Annotated in this window: 12 protein-coding genes and 1 pseudogene; 10 read left to right on the top strand and 3 right to left on the bottom strand. The window is 60.4% G+C overall.

The genetic code is table 11. The features are described from left to right. Positions 1-124: 124 nt before the first annotated feature. The 5 genes from KW837_RS15400 (at position 125) to KW837_RS15420 (ending at position 9,738) form a co-directional block, all read left to right on the top strand. A complete protein-coding gene (locus KW837_RS15400) occupies positions 125-2,575 on the top strand; it encodes a glycogen/starch/alpha-glucan phosphorylase (RefSeq protein ID WP_123500018.1) in 2,451 nt (816 codons plus the stop codon). A gap of 289 nt (positions 2,576-2,864) precedes the next feature. Continuing rightward, positions 2,865-6,452: a DUF2339 domain-containing protein gene (locus tag KW837_RS15405; RefSeq protein WP_218396973.1), complete on the top strand. Its 3,588-nt coding sequence runs from the start codon at positions 2,865-2,867 to the stop codon at positions 6,450-6,452. Then, positions 6,449-7,816 (top strand): DUF3999 domain-containing protein, encoded by a 1,368-nt coding sequence (locus tag KW837_RS15410; RefSeq protein WP_218396975.1) that lies wholly within the window; start codon positions 6,449-6,451, stop codon positions 7,814-7,816. Before KW837_RS15405 ends, KW837_RS15410 begins: the two co-directional genes overlap by 4 nt. A gap of 305 nt (positions 7,817-8,121) precedes the next feature. After that, complete coding sequence (locus KW837_RS15415) at positions 8,122-9,132, top strand: class 1 fructose-bisphosphatase (protein ID WP_063341843.1); 1,011 nt, start codon at positions 8,122-8,124, stop codon at positions 9,130-9,132. Positions 9,133-9,135: 3 nt separating this feature from the next. Then, on the top strand, positions 9,136-9,738 hold the full coding sequence (locus KW837_RS15420) for a DUF924 family protein (protein WP_218396977.1): 603 nt from the start codon (positions 9,136-9,138) through the stop codon (positions 9,736-9,738). 112 nt (positions 9,739-9,850) lie between these two features. Here KW837_RS15420 and KW837_RS29085 read toward each other — a convergent pair whose 3' ends face one another. After that, positions 9,851-10,615 carry a methyl-accepting chemotaxis protein gene (locus KW837_RS29085; RefSeq protein WP_370694726.1) on the bottom strand — a complete coding sequence of 255 codons (765 nt, stop codon included), beginning with the start codon at positions 10,613-10,615 and terminating at the stop codon, positions 9,851-9,853. A 93-nt stretch (positions 10,616-10,708) separates the two neighbouring features. Further along, positions 10,709-11,743 (bottom strand): annotated as a pseudogene (locus tag KW837_RS29090) (cache domain-containing protein); the annotation flags it as partial. A 279-nt stretch (positions 11,744-12,022) separates the two neighbouring features. Here KW837_RS29090 and KW837_RS15430 point away from each other — a divergent pair. Next, positions 12,023-12,277 (top strand): hypothetical protein, encoded by a 255-nt coding sequence (locus KW837_RS15430; protein ID WP_007907841.1) that lies wholly within the window; start codon positions 12,023-12,025, stop codon positions 12,275-12,277. A 33-nt stretch (positions 12,278-12,310) separates the two neighbouring features. Further along, complete coding sequence (locus KW837_RS15435) at positions 12,311-12,880, top strand: lipocalin family protein (RefSeq protein WP_008068806.1); 570 nt, start codon at positions 12,311-12,313, stop codon at positions 12,878-12,880. A gap of 119 nt (positions 12,881-12,999) precedes the next feature. Here the strand turns inward: KW837_RS15435 and KW837_RS15440 are convergent, their stop codons facing one another. Next, the gene (locus KW837_RS15440) at positions 13,000-14,364 is read right to left on the bottom strand and encodes a formimidoylglutamate deiminase (protein ID WP_218396981.1); all 1,365 of its coding nucleotides are present in this window, start codon (positions 14,362-14,364) and stop codon (positions 13,000-13,002) included. Between the two features lie 200 nt (positions 14,365-14,564). Here KW837_RS15440 and hutC point away from each other — a divergent pair, with 200 nt between their 5' ends. The 3 genes from hutC (at position 14,565) to hutU (ending at position 17,966) form a co-directional block, all read left to right on the top strand. Next, positions 14,565-15,233, top strand: a complete 669-nt coding sequence (gene hutC, locus KW837_RS15445; RefSeq protein WP_232252242.1) for a histidine utilization repressor — start codon at positions 14,565-14,567, stop codon at positions 15,231-15,233. A gap of 10 nt (positions 15,234-15,243) precedes the next feature. Then, complete coding sequence (locus KW837_RS15450; RefSeq protein WP_218396983.1) at positions 15,244-15,813, top strand: HutD family protein; 570 nt, start codon at positions 15,244-15,246, stop codon at positions 15,811-15,813. Between the two features lie 470 nt (positions 15,814-16,283). Further along, positions 16,284-17,966 (top strand): urocanate hydratase, encoded by a 1,683-nt coding sequence (hutU, locus tag KW837_RS15455; protein ID WP_218396984.1) that lies wholly within the window; start codon positions 16,284-16,286, stop codon positions 17,964-17,966. Positions 17,967-18,040: the final 74 nt, after the last annotated feature.

Raw genomic sequence — 18,040 nt, forward strand, 5'->3', positions numbered from 1 at the left:
TGGCACGCGACAACGTAATGTCGACCTATCTCGCACTAACAGGAAAAACTGCCGAACCAGAGTCTCAATGGTCTGTCAGACCGACTAGGCTCAGACAACTTCACGCTCGCTCGAGGTCTTATCGATGACTCAAGAACCACTTGTTCGCGAAGCAGAGGTGGCCGCATTCCGCGACGCCGTCTTGACCAAGCTTACCTACGCGGTGGGCAAAGACCCTGATCACGCCTTCGACCACGACTGGTTCGAAGCCATCGCCCTGGCGGCGCGCGATCACATGGTCGAGCACTGGATGGACCACACCCGGCAGATCTACCGCAAAGGCCAGAAACGGGTCTATTACCTCTCCCTTGAATTCCTGATCGGCCGCTTGCTCTATGACAGCCTGAGCAATCTCGGCCTGCTCGATGTGGCTCGCGAGGCCATGACCGAACTTGGCGTCGACATCGAACGCATCCGTCTGCTGGAACCCGATGCGGCGCTGGGCAACGGAGGTCTCGGGCGTCTGGCGGCGTGCTTCATGGAAAGCATGTCGACCCTCGGCATCGCCGGCCATGGTTACGGCATTCGTTACGAACACGGTTTGTTCCGTCAGGCCATCGTCGACGGCTGGCAGCAGGAGCAGACCGAACACTGGCTGGATTTCGGCAACCCGTGGGAGTTCGAACGGCCGGAGGTCGCCTACCCGATCGGCTTCGGCGGCAGTGTCGAAACCGTGACCGATGAAAACGGCAAATCCAGGCAAGTCTGGTCCCCGGCGGAAACCGTGCGGGCCATTGCCTATGACACCCCGGTGGTCGGTTGGCGCGGCGCGAGTGTCAACACGCTGCGACTGTGGCGTGCCCGGGCCATGGAAGAGTTGCACCTGGAGCGCTTCAACGCTGGCGACCACCTGGGCGCGGTGGCAGAAGTGGCCCGGGCCGAAAGTATCTCCCGCGTGCTCTACCCGGCGGACAGCACCGAGGCCGGCCAGGAACTGCGTCTGCGTCAGGAATACTTCTTCGTCGCTGCATCCCTGCAGGATTTGTTGCGCCGCCATCGCAACATGCACACCTCGGTGCTGACCCTGGGCGATCACGCGGCCATTCAACTCAACGACACTCACCCCTCGATTGCCGTGGCCGAGCTGATGCGTCAGTTGGTCGACGTTTATGACGTGGCGTGGGATGCGGCGTGGCAAGTTACGGTCGACACGCTGTCGTACACCAACCACACGCTGTTGCCGGAGGCGCTGGAAACCTGGCCGGTCGGTTTGATGGAGCGGATGCTGCCACGGCACATGCAGATCATTTACTTGATCAACGCCCAGCACATCGACTCATTGCGGGCCAAGGGCGTTCACGATTTCGACGTGTTGCGTGCGGTGTCGCTGATCGAGGAGGACAACGGTCGTCGCGTGCGCATGGGCAATCTGGCATTCCTTGGTTCTCACAGCGTCAACGGCGTGTCCGGCCTGCATACGCAACTGATGCGCAGCACCGTGTTTTCCGAGTTACATAAACTCTATCCGGAGCGGATCAACAACAAGACCAACGGCATTACTTTCCGCCGCTGGCTCTACCAGGCCAACCCCGAGCTGACCTCGATGATGGTCGACGCCCTCGGCCCGGATATGCTGGATAACCCCGAAGAAAGCCTGATAGGGCTGGAACCGTTTGCCGAGAAGACTGCATTCCGCAAACAGTTCGCCGAACAGCGGCTGCACAGCAAGAAAGCCTTGGCATACCTGATTCATGAACGGCTGGGGGTCGCGATCAACCCGGCGGCGATGTTCGACGTGCAGGTCAAGCGGATCCACGAATACAAACGTCAGTTGCTCAACCTGCTGCACACCGTTGCGCTGTACCAGGCGATTCGTGCCGAACCGGAAATCGACTGGGTGCCGCGGGTGAAGATCTTCGCCGGCAAGGCGGCGGCCAGTTATCACCAGGCCAAATTGATCATCAAACTGACCAACGACATCGCCCGGGTGGTCAACAACGACCCGACCGTGCGTGGTTTGCTTAAAGTGGTGTTCTTGCCCAACTACAACGTCAGCCTGGCCGAAAGCATCATTCCAGCGGCGGATTTGTCGGAACAGATTTCCACCGCAGGCTTCGAAGCCTCGGGCACCAGCAACATGAAGTTCGGCCTCAACGGCGCGCTGACCATCGGCACCCTGGACGGGGCCAACGTGGAGATGAGCGAGCGCATTGGTGTCGAACACATGTTCATCTTCGGCCTCAGCGCCGAGCAAGTGGAAGCGCGCAAACTCAACCATGAGTTCAGCGCGGCACCGGACATTGCCGCCTCCCATCGACTCAACGATGTGTTGCAAGCGATTCGCGGAGGGGTGTTCTCACCAGACGATCCGTCCCGCTACACCACACTGATTGATTCGCTGGTGGACTATGACCGCTTCCTGGTCTGCGCCGATTTCGACTCTTACTGGAACGCTCAGATGCGGGTCGAGGCTCATTGGCACGACTCCAAAGAGTGGTGGCGCTCGGCGGTATTGAGCAGCGCGCGGATGGGCTGGTTCTCGTCCGACCGGACCATTCGCGAGTACGCCACGGATATCTGGAAGGCTTTGGAGTAACTTTCTGCAACAAATGTGCGCAAGGCCCAACGTCCGTTGGGCCTGATCGATATACTAAGCACCAACTTGACCCTTGTGGGAGCGGGCTTGCTCGCGAAAGCGGACCGACATTCAACATCATTGTCGAATGTCAGGCCCTCTTCGCGAGCAAGCCCGCTCCCACATTGGATTTGTGGTGCAGATGCAATCTGCTCTCACACTGGACTCCGGGTGTCTGCTCACTAGACTGAGCTTTGACGCTGTATCGCCCGGATTCGCCCCGCCGCGGGGCCGCTTAGGGATATCGACCATGCAATGGATGTTCATGCTGATTGGGCTGCTGCTGGGCTGGCTACTCGACGAGTCGTTCAGCGATGCGCTGTTGGGCGCTTTGCTCGGGCTGGGTATTGGCCAAGCCATCCGCATCGGCCGCTTGAGTACTCAAAGCGCCGAGCAGCGACGCTTGCTCGATCAGGCGCAAGTTGCGCTGAATGCGGTCGAGCAGCGATTGGCATTGCTGGAAGTGTCGGGCGTCAAAACACCTGAAGCCATTGAACCTGCGCCTAGCGAGCCGGTTCCATCCCCTGAAATCATTCTTGAACAAGCGCCTCTCGCATCCCCGGAGCTGATCTGGGAGCTGCCGCCTGAATTTGAACCCATCACGGCGGCCGCCACCGAAACCAGTCGTCCGCTACCCGATGATCTCTGGAAACCCGAACCGGTTGCCCGTGAACCACAGCCGCCGGCGGCGCCTCGCGGCCCGAACTTCATCGAGCGCGCCATCAGCGGCGCGCGCAACTGGTTGTTCGGCGGTAATACCGTGTTGCGGGTCGGCGTGGTGCTGTTGTTCCTCGGCCTGGCCTTCCTGTTGCGCTACGCCACCGAAGGCATGGTAGTGCCGGTCGAGTTGCGTTACGCCGGTGTCGCGGCGGCGGCCTTGGGCTTGCTCGCGCTGGGCTGGTGGCTGCGTCTGCGCAACAGCAATTACGCGTTGATGCTGCAAGGCACCGGGATCGCGGTGTTGTACCTGACCGTATTTGCCGCGATGCGTCTGCATCCATTGCTCGACCCCACGGCTGCACTGGGGCTGTTGGTGGTGGTGACGGTGTTCTCGGCAATTCTCGCCATTACCCAAAACGCCTTGGGCTTGGCCGCCGCAGCTGCCCTGGGTGGTTTCGCCGCGCCGATCCTGACCTCCACCGGCGCCGGCAACCATGTCGCGCTGTTCAGCTACTTCGCCTTGCTCAATGCCGGCATCCTCGCCATCGCGTGGTTCAAGGCCTGGCGGCTGCTTAACCTGATCGGTTTTGTCGGCACCTTCGGCATCGGGTTGGCCTGGGGTCTGCGTTCCTATACACCGGAATTGCTGTGGAGTACCGAGCCGTTCCTGATTCTGTTTTTCCTGATGTACCTGGCCATCGGCTTGTTGTTCGCCCGGCGCAAACTGCTGGAAATGAGCGATGCGCCCGAGGACGACAGCCGCGAGGCGCTGCTGCACTGGTCGGCGCGCAAGGGCGATTACGTCGACGGCACGATGCTGTTCGCCCCTCCGCTGGTGGGTTTCGGTTTGCAGTTCGCGCTGGTGGAGCATCTGGAATTTGCCGCCGCCTTCAGCGCCTTGGCACTGGGCATGATTTACATGGGGCTGGCCCGATTGCTGATGGGCGGTCGAGCATTGTTGTTGGCGGAAACCTGTCTGGCGTTGGGGGTGATTTTCGCCAGCCTGGCGATTCCCTTGGGGCTCGACGCGCGTTGGACCGCAGCTGCCTGGGCGGTGGAAGGCGCGGGGATTTTCTGGCTCGGTCTGCGTCAACAACGACCGCTGGCGCGAGCCTTTGCCTTGCTGCTGCAGCTGGGCTCGGCACTGGCCTTTCTCAGTGAGCTGCGGACTGGTGAGAGCAGCCTGCTCGATGGCGCACCGCTGGGAGCGTTGATGCTCGGCGTGGCGCTGCTGTTCAGCTTCTACCAGTTGCGCAAAGCGTTGCCTGAACAGGCGTCGCAGTGGGAGCGCCAAGCACTGCCGGTGCTGGCCTGTCTGGGGCTGACGTTCCTCTATCTGCTGGCGCCGCTGTTTTTCTTCACCCACGGCACGGCGATCAGTTGGGCGCTGGCCGGGTTGGCGACGCTGTTCGTCGGCCTGCGCCTGCAATCGCGAACCTTCCTGTTCACCGCGTTCGCTGTGCAACTGCTTGGCGGTGCGTTGTTCCTGTTGCGGCTGCAAGGGGCGGGCGGCGAGTCTGCCGCGGTGTTCAGCGCCGGTTGGAGCGGTTTGCTCAGCGCGTCCCTGATCGGGCTGGCATTGATCGCCGGGATGTTGCTGGCGGCCCGCGACGAAATGGTGCGCAGCGACGTGCGTTTGCTGCGCGGCTTGTCAGTGGTGTTGCTGGCCGGCCTGGTGCTGATCAACCTCGCGGTGCTGTTCGTGTTGCCGTGGCAAACCGCGAGCGCGGTGTGGGCCGCCAGTGGTTTGTTCATCATCTGGTTGAGCCTGTACCTGAAGCAGCGCGTGAGTTTTGTCTTTGGTCTGCTGTTGCAGGTGATCGGTGGCGCGGCGTTCCTGTTCGCCGGGCCAGACCTGCTCGGCCCGCTGCTCAGCGAAGGGTTGCGACCGTTGGCGCATAGCGGTTTCTGGACGCCGCTGGTGCTAGGGCTGGCCGCCTTCGTCGGGGCCTGGCGTTTGCAGCTCGGCAACCATGCCTCGGCCTTCGATGGGTTGAGCCTGCAGCGCTTGTCCGAAGTATTGCTGGTGTGGGGCGCGGGTTGGTGGGCGCTGGCGTGGGTCAGCGAAGTGCTGCGCTTTGCGCCGTTGAATCTGCAAGCCACTTTGTTGCTGGCCTTCGCCGCCGTGAGTGTCGCGCTGTGGGCGGTGTTGGCGCTACGCATGAAGTGGTCGTCGCTGGGCTTGCTCTGCACGTTGCTGATTCCCGCTGCCGGTTTGGTGCTGCTCGCGGCCTGGCATTCGCGTTATCACCCGGCCGCCAACTTCGGCTGGCTGGTTTGGATCGCGGTGTTTGTCGTGCATTTCATCTCGCTGCGGCGTCTGGCGCCGACGCTGCCCGCAACAGCCCTGAGCACCGCCCATGTGCTCGGCTGCTGGCTGTTGATCGGCGTGTTGGCCCTGGAGCTGCGTTACGGTCTGCTGCTGTTGTCGGAACAGTACAACGCCTGGCGCTGGTTGGGCTGGGCGATTCTGCCGAGCCTGTATCTGGTGCTGATGGCTGCACCGCGTGCGTGGCCATGGCCGGTGTCGGCTTATCCCCGCGAGTACCGGGTCTATGCCGCTGCGCCGTTGGCACTGTTGATGCTCGGCTGGTTCTGGTTGGCGAACATCGCCAGTGACGGCACCGCCGAGCCGTTGCCGTATGTGCCACTGATCAACCCGCTGGAGCTGGGCCTGCTGTTTGCCCTGTTCGGCGTTTACATCTGGTCTCGCAGCGCCGTGGCGCAACTGGCAATTCGCAAGGAGTACGCCGATAACGCCACGCAAGTGATCGCCGGGGTTTCGCTGTTCGTCTTCTTCACCGCGCTGGTGATGCGCGCGGCTCACCATTGGGGTGGCGTGCCGTACGCGCTGGATCTGCTGCTTGGGTCGATGTTGGTGCAGGCCGGCCTGTCCATCGTCTGGACCCTGATGGCCCTGAGTCTGATGATCGGTGGGCATCTGCGTCATCGCCGCGAAGTCTGGCTGATCGGCGCGGCGCTGATCGCGTTGGTGGTCGCCAAGCTGTTCTTCGTTGAATTGAGTAACCGCGGCGGGCTCGCGCGGATCGTGTCGTTTATCGGCGTTGGCGTGTTGCTGTTGGTGGTGGGCTATTTCGCTCCATTGCCACCCAAGCGTGCCGAAGCTGTGCCGGATGTTGAAAAACCGGCCCCTGAAACCGAAGGAGTGTCGTCTTGAGTCAGAAACTGAACCTGGGCTGGTGGGGGGCTGTGGTGTTGGGTGTGACGCTGTCGGCCGGCGCGCAGGAAAAACCGGCGGACTTTGCCGCGCAGGTGCCGTTGTCGGTGAGTGGCGAAGGCCCGTGGTATCGCCTGGAATTGCCCTTGGGCGTGCAACTGAAAGCGCGGCAAACCGATCTCAGCGATCTACGCGTGTTCAACGCCGCCGGTGAGCCTCAGGCTTATGCGCTGGCCCGAGAACCCGCGCAGACCCGCGAAAACCGCACACTTCACGACGTGAAGTGGTTCCCGTTGTACAACTCGGCGGAAGCCACCGAACGCGCGCCGAGTGTCCGCGTGCAATCGAACACCAACGGCACGTTGGTCGAGGTGCAGCCGTCCAGCCAGTTGGAGGCGGGCGAAGAAGAGCTGCGCGGCTGGTTACTCGATGCCAGTCGAATCAAGGCGCCGTTACAGCAATTGATCCTCGATTGGACCAGCGATCGCGACGGCTTTCAGCGTTTCAGCATCGAAGCCAGCGACGATTTGCAGCATTGGCAGTCGTGGGGCGAAGGGCAAGTGGCGCGTCTGACGTTTGCCGACGAACGGGTTGAACAGCATGAGGTCGGCCTGCCGGGGCAATCGGCGCGCTATCTGCGTTTGCTGTGGAGCTCACCGCAATCGGCGCCAGCGCTGACGTCGGCGCAACTGGAAAGCACCAACCCTCGCACCTTGCCGCTGCCGTTGGTCTGGTCACAACCGTTGGCTGGCACCAGCGTGAAGGCCGGTGAGTACATCTGGCAATTGCCGATGGGGTTGAATGTCCAGCGCTTGCAGATCGAGCTGAATCAGCCCAACAGCCTGGCACCGGTGACATTGTCGGGTCGCCGGGAAACCAGCCTGCCGTGGCAAACGCTGACCAGCGGTTTGCTCTACCGCTTGACCCAGAATGGCCAGGACGTGGTGCAGAACGAATTGCAGCTGCCGGGCCAGACCGTGCAGCAATTGAAGCTGACGGTGGATGAGCGCGGCGGTGGCCTGGGCGCCGAAGCGCCGACCGTGCGATTTGCCGTGCGCTCCACGCAACTGGTGTTCCTGGCACGCGGTGCCGGGCCTTATACGCTGGCGTTGGGGAGTGCGACGGTGAAGGCGGCGAGCTTGCCATTATCGACGCTGATTCCCGATTACAGCGCTGCGAAACTGGCGGCGTTGGGCAAGGCGACGGTGGAGGCTGGGGTCGTGGTGACGCCGGCGGCGACCGTGCCAACGGTGGCGGACACGAACTGGAAGAAATTCGGGCTGTGGGCGGTGCTGTTGCTCAGTGTGCTGTTTTTGGGGGCCATGGCGTTCAGCTTGCTGCGCAAGCCTGCTGCTAAGTCCTGAGAATGGCTGGTGCTATGCGCCATTCGCGAGCAAGCCCGCTCCCACACTGGATCTCGGTCGCACACAAATGTTGTGCACGCTGAAGATCTACTGTGGAAGCGGGCTTGCTCGCGAAAGCGGTCTATCAGCCACAAAAAAACCTCAATCTGCCACTGATCCGCAGGCCACATCGGCCCCATTTCGAACTACGCTCAACCCCGCACATGAACTCTATTGGGTGTATCACGTCTGATAGGAGGAAATGCGCCCCGACTCGCGTTAAACTGCGCGGGTTTTTAGCCCCCCCCATTCCACCGGAGCCGTCCATGTCCCGCGTTACCTTGAGTCGCTATTTGATTGAGCAGACCCGTAGCAACAACACTCCTGCCGATCTGCGCTTCCTGATCGAAGTGGTGGCGCGTGCCTGCAAGGAAATCAACCACGCCGTCTCCAAAGGCGCCCTGGGTGGTGTTCTGGGCAGCATGGGCACTGAAAACGTCCAGGGCGAAGTGCAGAAGAAACTCGACGTGATCTCCAACGAAATCCTGCTCGAAGCCAACGAGTGGGGCGGTCACCTGGCCGGCATGGCGTCCGAAGAAATGGACAACGCCTACCAGATCCCGGGCAAATACCCGAAAGGCGCGTACCTGCTGGTATTTGACCCACTGGACGGTTCGTCGAACATCGACATCAACGCGCCGGTCGGCACCATCTTCTCGGTACTGCGTTGCCCGAACGAATACCTGAGCCAGAACGAGCCCTTGAATGAAAAGGCTTTCCTGCAGCCAGGTACCCAGCAAGTGGCCGCCGGTTATGCCATCTATGGTCCACAGACCATGTTGATCCTGACCCTGGGCGACGGCGTGAAAGGCTTCACCCTGGACCGCGAAATGGGCAGCTTCGTGCTGACCCATGAAGACATCAAGATCCCGGAGTCCACTCAGGAGTTCGCGATCAACGCGTCCAACCAGCGTCACTGGGAAGCTCCGGTACAACGCTACGTCAGCGAATTGCTGGCTGGCGAAGAAGGCCCGTTGAAAAAGAACTACAACATGCGCTGGGTCGCGGCGATGGTCGCGGACGTGCACCGCATCCTGACCCGCGGCGGTCTGTTCATGTACCCACGCGACAGCCGCGAGCCGTCGAAGCCGGGCAAACTGCGTCTGATGTACGAAGCCAACCCAATGTCGTTCCTGGTGGAACAAGCGGGTGGCGCATCCACTGACGGCCACCAGCGCATCCTCGACATCCAGCCGGAAGGCCTGCACCAGCGTGTTGCGGTGTTCCTCGGTTCGAAGGAAGAAGTTGCCCGCGTCACGGCTTACCACAAGGAATAAACCATGACCGCGCCCTGGCAGCCGTTACTCGAATGGTGGTTTGGATCTTTCGAATCACCCAACGAAATAGCGGCTGACAAGGGCAAGTTATGGTTCGGCAAGCGCGACAGCCAGGATCTCGAAGCGCGGACGCGTTTCGGGAGCCTGGTCGAGCAGGCGCTGGCCGGCGGTTTGACCGAATGGGCGCAACGCCCCGAAGGTTGGCTGGCCCTGGTGCTGTTGCTCGATCAACTTCCTCGCATGATCTTTCGCGATACCCCCAAATCCTTTTCAGGCGATCTCAGGGCTCAGGCTCTGGTAGCGCAAGGCATTGCTGCGGATTTCGATCGGCAACTGCGGCCGATCCAGCGGGTGTTTGTCTATCTGGTGTTCGAGCACTGCGAAAATCTGGCGGTGCAGAACGAAGCGGTTTCGCGGTTTCTGGATCTGGTCGAACAGCAACCCGAGGCGGATCGGACGGTGTTTGCCGACAACCTGGATTATGCCGAGCGCCATCAGAAGATCATTGCGCGATTTGGACGGTTTCCCCATCGCAATGCGGTGTTGGGGCGTGAGTCTACGGCTGAAGAGTTGGAGTTTCTTTCAGGCCCCGGATCTCGCTTCTAAAGTTTCTTTGCGGCTAATGCCGTCTTCGCGGGCAAGCCTCGCTCCTACAGGTTGTGCGGTGCGCCAGTCCCTGTAGGAGCGAGGCTTGCCCGCGAAGGGGCCCTTGAAAACACTAAATCCTGAAACTACCTACCAACTGCTTCAACCGCGCCGCCTGCTGCTCAAGGTCAGCGCACGCACGCAAAGTCGATTGCAAGTTCTCTACACCTTCCTGGTTCAACGTGTTGATCTCGGTGATGTCGACGTTGATCGACTCAACCACAGCGGTTTGCTCCTCGGTCGCGGTGGCCACGGACTGATTCATCCCGTCGATTTCACCGATGCGCTGCGTCACGCTGCCCAGGCGTTCGCCGGCCTGGTTGGCGATGCCGACGCTGCTTTCGCTCTGGCGCTGGCTGTCGGTCATGGTGCTGACCGCTTCCCGGGCGCCGACTTGCAGTTCTTCGATCATCTTCTGCACTTGCTGCGCCGAATCCTGAGTACGGTGGGCGAGGTTGCGCACCTCATCGGCAACCACGGCAAAACCACGGCCGGCTTCACCGGCACGGGCCGCTTCGATGGCCGCGTTGAGCGCCAGCAGGTTGGTTTGCTGCGAGATGCTGGTGATCACTTCCAGAATCTGGCCGATGTTCACTGTGTTGCTGTTCAGGGTTTCGATGTTGCCGCAGGAATCACTGATTTTTGCCGATAGCTGCTGCATGGCGGCGATGGTTTTATCCACCACTTGCTGACCGTCTTCGGCCAAGGCACGGGCGTCGCTCGAATGTTGCGAGGCGAGGGCGGCGTTCTGGGCGATTTCCTGGGCGGCGGCACCCAATTCGTTGATGGCTGCAGCCACGCTGCTGGTGCGTGAAGCTTGCTGATCGGAGTTGAACATCGATGAGTTCGATGCAGCTACGACGCGCAAGGCGACTTCATTGACCTGACCGGTGGCCGAGGACACTTCACGGATCGAGGTATGAATACGTTCCACAAAACGGTTGAACGAGGTGCCCAACGCACCGAATTCATCCTGGCCGTGAATGGTCAAGCGCTTGGTCAGGTCACCTTCGCCCTCGGCGATGTCATGCATGGCGCGACCCATGGTCAGCAGCGGTTGCATCAGCACGCGGATCAACATGCTCAGTAGCGCGATGATGATCACCACGGCGATGACCATGGCGATGATCGCCGAGGTGCGGAATTCGCTGAGCATCGAGAACGCGGTGTCTTTATCCAGCACCAGCGCCACGTACCAGTCTGCAGACGGCACGCCGTTGACGTGAGTGAAGGAAATGAACCGGGTTTTGCCGTCCAGTTCGACTTCCTTCAGGCCCGGGCTGATTTTCGGCGCCCCGTTGGGGTAAGCGTCAGCCAGGTTCTTGAGCACCAGTTTGCTGTCCGGGTGGATCAGGATCTTGCCGTCGGCGCTGACGATAAATGCATGGCCATGACCGCCGAAGTTCAGCGAGTTGATGATCGCGCTGACGCTGGACAGATCAATGTCTGCACCGGCGACGCCAATCATTTGATTCTGGTGCTTCACCGGCGTGGCAACGGTAATCACCAGTTTGCCCGACGATGCCGCAATGTAGGGTTCGGTGACGATGGTCTGTTGCGCGTTGTTGGCCGCCTTGTACCAGCCACGGGCGCGCGGGTCGTAGTCCGCGGCGCGATTGCCGGCCGGGACCGAGAACATAACGCCATCGGTGCCGCCGAAGTAGCTCAGCTGGAAGTTGCCGGTGTAGGCCGGCAGATCGATGGCGCGCTTGAGATTGGCCTGGGCGCTGCCGTCCACGGCGATTTGCTGGGCCAGCGATTGCAGCAATTGAATGCGGCTTTCCAGCCAGGTCTGAATGTTGCTGGTGGTCAGGCTGCCGAGTTCCTGCATCGAGGACTCGGTACTGCTGAGCAGGGTCTGCCGCTGGCGGTAATCGTTGAACAGGATGAAACAGGCGAATGCAACGGCCACCACAAGGGCGGCGGCCAACAGGATTTTGTGGCTGAATTTCATGTTTCTGGTCATTAAATGAGCTACCGCGAAGGGCTGGTCAACAAGGGGTGTCAATTTGCCACAGTGGAAGGCTTTACACTGCTTCTATGTCGACTGGCCGGCGCCAAAGATTAGGCGGCCTGCGGGAAAACCGACGAAATACTCAACGGCGCGAAAAAGTGGCTGATTTATCGTAAAGGGCAGACGGATGGCCGAACAAATAGCCGCAGGGTCAGGGAACCAGACAAGGGTTTTCTCTTCTAAGCTTCAGCTTGGCAGCCATGCCATTCCCTACGCCCCAGGAGTTACACCATGTCGCTGCGATCTATCGCCTTGCTCTCGTTCTGCGTGTTGTTGGCAGCGTGCGGCAAGATCAATCAGGAAAATTATTCGAAGCTGTCGACCGGCATGCCCAAGGCCGAGGTTGAAACCTTGCTGGGCAAACCGACCGATTGCTCCGGCGCACTCGGCATGTCCAGTTGCACCTGGGGTGACAAAAACAGCTTTATCAGCGTGCAGTATGCCGGTGACAAAGTGCTGATGTTTTCTGGCCAAGGCCTGAAGTAAACCGGGGCTATTCGCCCACGGGAGAAAAAAATAATGAAGCGGTTACTGATCGTACTTTTTGCCGGCCTGGTATTGGCCGGCTGCGCCACTTCTGGCGTAGATCCGTTGGCACCCAAGACCGTCAACACGGTCAACCTCAAGCGCTACCAGGGAACCTGGTACGAACTGGCGCGTCTGCCGGTGTATTTCCAGCGCAACTGCGCACAATCCGAGGCCCATTACAGTCTCAAACCTGAAGGTGACATGGCGGTGCTGAACCGCTGCCTGACGTCGGACTGGCAATGGGAAGAGGCCAAAGGCACGGCTTATCCACAGGTACCCGGCAAGGCCGACAAGTTGTGGGTCGAGTTCGATACCTGGTTCTCGCGACTGATCCCCGGTGTGGCGAAGGGAGAGTACTGGGTGTTGTACGTCAGCGATGATTACAAGACCGCGATTGTCGGCGACCCGAGCCGCCGTCACCTCTGGCTGCTGTCACGCACCCCGACGGTCAATGGCGTGGTGCGAGAAGAGCTGCTGAGCAAGGCGCGTCAGCAGGGTTATGACACGACGCGACTGATCTGGCGCGCGTCGGATAGCAAGATGGCCAAGACTTCGAACTAACTGTTACCGGCGATCTAATGTGGGAGCGGGCTTGCTCGCGAAAGCGGTCTGTCAGTCAACAATTGTGTTGATGGTGACGGCCCTTTCGCGAGCAAGCCCGCTCCCACATTTTTTTTGGGTCAGCCCAAGAGATCGCGCAGCACCTGGGTAAACGCCCGATTACTCTCTTCTTCCCCGGCATGCCGCCCATCACGCACAACCCACTGGCCGTTGACCAGCACATCCCGCACCTGACGGTCACCTCCGGCAAACAGCCAACGATTGAGAATCCCGTCGCCGCTGGCCGTCGCCAGATAGGGATCGTTACCATCCAGCACCAGCCAATCAGCACGCTTGCCCACTTCCAGGGCGCCAATCGGTTGCCCCAGCGCCTGGGCACCGCCATCCAGCGCGGCGTCGTACAGTGTGCGGCCGACCATCGGCTGATCCGCGCCATACAAACGATTTCGCCGCTGATCGCGCAGACGCTGGCCGTATTCCAGCCAGCGCAATTCTTCCACCACGCTTAACGACACATGGCTGTCGGAGCCGATGCCCATGCGCCCACCCTGCGCCAGGAAATCCACCGCCGGAAAAATCCCGTCGCCGAGGTTGGCTTCGGTGGTCAGGCACAGGCCGGCGATGGCGCGGCTCTTGGCCATGAGGGTGACTTCTTCCGGGTTGGCGTGGGTCGCGTGGACCAGGCACCAGCGCTGATCGACGTCGGTGTTTTCGTACAGCCATTGCAGTGGACGGCGACCGCTCCAGCTCAGGCAGTCATCGACTTCCTTCTGTTGTTCGGCAATGTGAATGTGTACCGGGCACTGCTTGTCGCTGGCCGCCAGCACTTCACTGATCTGCTGCGGGGTGACCGCGCGCAACGAGTGGAAACACAAACCCAATACCTGCGCCGGTTGCTGCGCCAGGATCGGCTGCAAGCGCGACTGGAGTTTGAGGTAGTTTTCGGTGCTGTTGATAAAGCGGCGCTGACCTTCGTTCGGGGCCTGGCCACCAAAACCGGAGTGGCTGTAGAGCACTGGCAGCAGGGTCAAGCCGATACCGGCGGAGCTGGCGGCCTGGCTGATGCGCAACGCCAGTTCGGCTGGGTCTGCGTACGGTTGGCCGCTCGTATCGTGGTGTACATAATGAAATTCCGCGACCGAGGTGTAACCGGCCTTGAGCATTTCGATGTACAGCTGACGGGCGATGACGCCAAGTTGGTCCGGGCTGATTTTTCCGACGAGCCGGTACATCAAATCGCGCCAGGTCCAGAAACTGTCATTCGGATTACCCGCCACTTCCGCCAGCCCGGCCATGGCGCGCTGGAAGGCGTGGGAGTGTAAATTCGGCATCCCCGGCAGTAGCGGACCGCTCAGCCGTTCGGCGTCATCTGCGTGAGAATCGGCCTGGATATGGGTCAGCACGCCATCGGCGCTGACCTCAAGACGTACATTGTTGGCCCATCCACTAGGCAGCAGCGCGCGTTCGGCAAAGAAGGCGGACATGGTTCAGCACCCCATCGTGTGTTATTTGTATATACATATACAGACGTTTGCCTGCTCGGTAAACTCCGGCAAGCTAGCAACCTCTAACAGATGAACAAGGATTAACCGTGCCGACTCCCTCTGCCACATTGCCGCCGAATGCCAATCTGAGCGCCAATCTGGGCGACAGTCCGGCGCCCTTGTACGCCCGCGTCAAACAGATGATCACCCAGCAGATCGATAGTGGAAACTGGCCGCCGCATTACCGCGTTCCGTCGGAAAGCGAGTTGGTCAGCCAGCTGGGTTTCAGCCGCATGACCATCAACCGCGCCCTGCGCGAGATGACCGCCGATGGCCTGTTGGTGCGTATGCAAGGCGTCGGAACGTTCGTCGCCGAGCCGAAAAGCCAGTCCGCCCTGTTTGAAGTGCACAACATCGCCGACGAAATTGCCTCCCGTGGCCATCGCCATACATGCAAGGTGATCACCCTCGAAGAAGAGGCCGCCGGTTCCGAGCGAGCCCTGGCGCTGGACATGCGCGAAGGGCAGAAAGTGTTCCACTCACTGATCGTGCATTTCGAAAACGATATTCCGGTGCAGATCGAAGACCGTTTCGTCAACGCGCTGGTGGCGCCGGAGTACCTCAAGCAAGACTTCACCCTGCAAACGCCTTACGCCTATCTGAACCAGGTTGCGCCGCTGACCGAAGGCGAGCACGTGGTCGAAGCGATTCTTGCCGAGCCGTCTGAATGCAAATTGCTGCAGATTGAAAAGGGCGAGCCGTGCCTGCTGATTCGTCGCCGCACCTGGTCCGGCCGTCAGCCAGTGACCGCCGCCCGTTTGATCCACCCCGGTTCCCGTCATCGTCTGGAAGGACGGTTCCATAAATAAAGAGCCATAAATGAGCCAGTTGAAAGTTTTACGCGCGGCCGATTACCCGCGTATGCCGTGGAAAAACGGCGGTGGCAGCACCGAAGAAATCACCCGTGATGGAGGTGCCGGCCTTGAGGGTTTCGGCTGGCGCCTGTCGATTGCCGATATTGGCGAGTCGGGCGGTTTTTCAACCTTTGCCGGCTATGAGCGGGTGATCACCGTGCTGCAAGGCGACGGCATGAGCTTGCGGGTTGATGGTCAGGACACTCGGCCATTGTTACCACTGGACCCCTTTGCTTTCAGTGGCGAGAGTCATGTGTCCTGCACATTGCTCGGCGGGCCGATTCGCGATTTCAACCTGATTTATGCGCCGGACCGTTACAGCGCGCGGTTGCAGTGGCTGGAGGGTGAGCAGCGGTTTTTCAGTTCCGCCGGCACCGTGCTGGTGTTCAGCGTGGCTGAACAGCTTGAAGTGACGGTGGGTAACAACGCCTCTCAGCTAGGGCGCCATGATTGTCTGCAACTGGACGGTAACGTTGGCCTGCTGGATATCTCCAGCAACGGCCCATGCTGCGTGATCGAGCTGATCGCACGCTGATCCAAAATCCTTTCGCGGGCAAGCCTCGCTCCTACAGGTTTTTTGTCGTTCTCACGTTGGGATGGCAAACATAAACCCTGTAGGAGCGAGGCTTGCCCGCGAAGCTTTCCACCGTTCAAATCCGTTTCCCATTGCGCACCACTTTGTTACCGAACGCCCCAGCGTGGCGCAAAACCACGCTCAAGTAACAGCTGCCACGCCCTTCGCAAAATCCCCCAGAAAAATTTCATCTTCGCCAGAACCCTTGATTCAGGCGCTCTCCAGCCATTTTTAAAACTTTTCTTGAACACCCATCCAGCAAGTTGGCCGCTTGATTGCATATGCTTGTATGTACAAGTAAAGACGTATGCGTATGAGTCGATCGAGACTCCTCGCAACGTCCACTGATTCGCTTGTGGCGCTTTGACGCGCACAGGCTGGCTTGCCCACCGCCAGGGCTGGTTTGGATTGATTGATGAGGAGTCTTTTTCGTGACTGACAATAAGCCTACTAAGTTTCGTAACGTCGAAATCCGCGCTGCCCGCGGTAACAAGCTGACCGCCAAGAGCTGGCTGACTGAAGCGCCGCTGCGCATGCTGATGAACAACCTCGACCCGGAAGTCGCCGAGAACCCTAAAGAACTGGTGGTTTACGGTGGCATCGGTCGTGCGGCACGTAATTGGGAATGCTACGACAAGATCGTCGAAAGCCTGACCAACCTGAACGACGACGAGACCCTGCTGGTGCAATCCGGCAAGCCGGTCGGCGTGTTCAAGACCCACAGCAACGCCCCACGCGTGCTGATCGCCAACTCCAACCTGGTGCCACACTGGGCGAGCTGGGAACACTTCAACGAACTCGACGCCAAAGGCCTGGCCATGTACGGCCAGATGACCGCTGGCAGCTGGATCTACATTGGCAGCCAGGGCATCGTTCAGGGCACCTACGAAACCTTCGTCGAAGCCGGTCGCCAACACTATAACGATGACCTCAAAGGTCGTTGGGTCCTGACCGCAGGCCTGGGCGGCATGGGCGGCGCTCAGCCTCTGGCTGCAACCCTGGCCGGCGCTTGCTCGCTGAACATCGAATGCCAGCAGGTCAGCATCGATTTCCGCCTGAACAGCCGTTATGTCGATGAGCAAGCCACCGATCTCGACGACGCGCTGGCCCGCATCGCCAAATACACCAAGGAAGGCAAGGCGATTTCCATCGCTCTGCTGGGCAACGCGGCTGAAATCCTGCCGGAACTGGTCAAGCGTGGCGTGCGCCCGGACATGGTCACCGACCAGACCAGCGCCCACGACCCACTCAACGGCTACCTGCCAGCCGGCTGGACCTGGGAAGAGTACCGCGCTCGCGCCAAGACCGAGCCGGCTGCCGTGGTCAAAGCCGCCAAGCAGTCCATGGCCGTACACGTTAAAGCCATGCTCGAATTCCAGAAAATGGGTATTCCGACCTTCGACTACGGCAACAACATCCGTCAGATGGCACAAGAAGAAGGCGTTGAAAACGCGTTCGACTTCCCAGGCTTCGTACCGGCTTACATCCGTCCGCTGTTCTGCCGCGGCATCGGTCCGTTCCGTTGGGCTGCACTGTCGGGCGATCCGCAGGACATCTACAAGACCGACGCCAAAGTAAAAGAACTGATCCCGGACGACGCCCACCTGCACAACTGGCTGGACATGGCGCGCGAGCGCATCAGCTTCCAGGGTCTGCCGGCACGTATCTGCTGGGTTGGCCTGGGCCTGCGCGCCAAGCTGGGTCTGGCGTTCAACGAAATGGTTCGCAGCGGTGAATTGTCCGCGCCAATCGTGATCGGTCGCGATCACCTGGACTCCGGCTCTGTTGCCAGCCCTAACCGCGAAACCGAATCGATGCAGGACGGTTCCGACGCCGTGTCCGACTGGCCACTGCTCAACGCTCTGCTCAACACCGCGAGCGGCGCGACCTGGGTTTCCCTGCATCACGGCGGCGGCGTCGGCATGGGCTTCTCCCAGCACTCGGGCATGGTGATTGTCTGCGACGGTACGGACGAAGCGGCCGAGCGTATCGCTCGCGTACTGCATAACGACCCGGCTACCGGTGTCATGCGTCACGCCGATGCGGGTTACCAGATCGCAATCGACTGCGCCAAGGAGCAGGGTCTGAACCTGCCGATGATTACCGGTAAATAACGCAGAAATACCTGTAGGAGCGAGGCTTGCCCGCGAAGGCGTCTTAACTGACACACCGCGGTGCATTCTTCGCG

The organism is Pseudomonas sp. PDM24, from assembly GCF_019218905.1.
In the GTDB taxonomy this organism is placed as follows: domain Bacteria; phylum Pseudomonadota; class Gammaproteobacteria; order Pseudomonadales; family Pseudomonadaceae; genus Aquipseudomonas.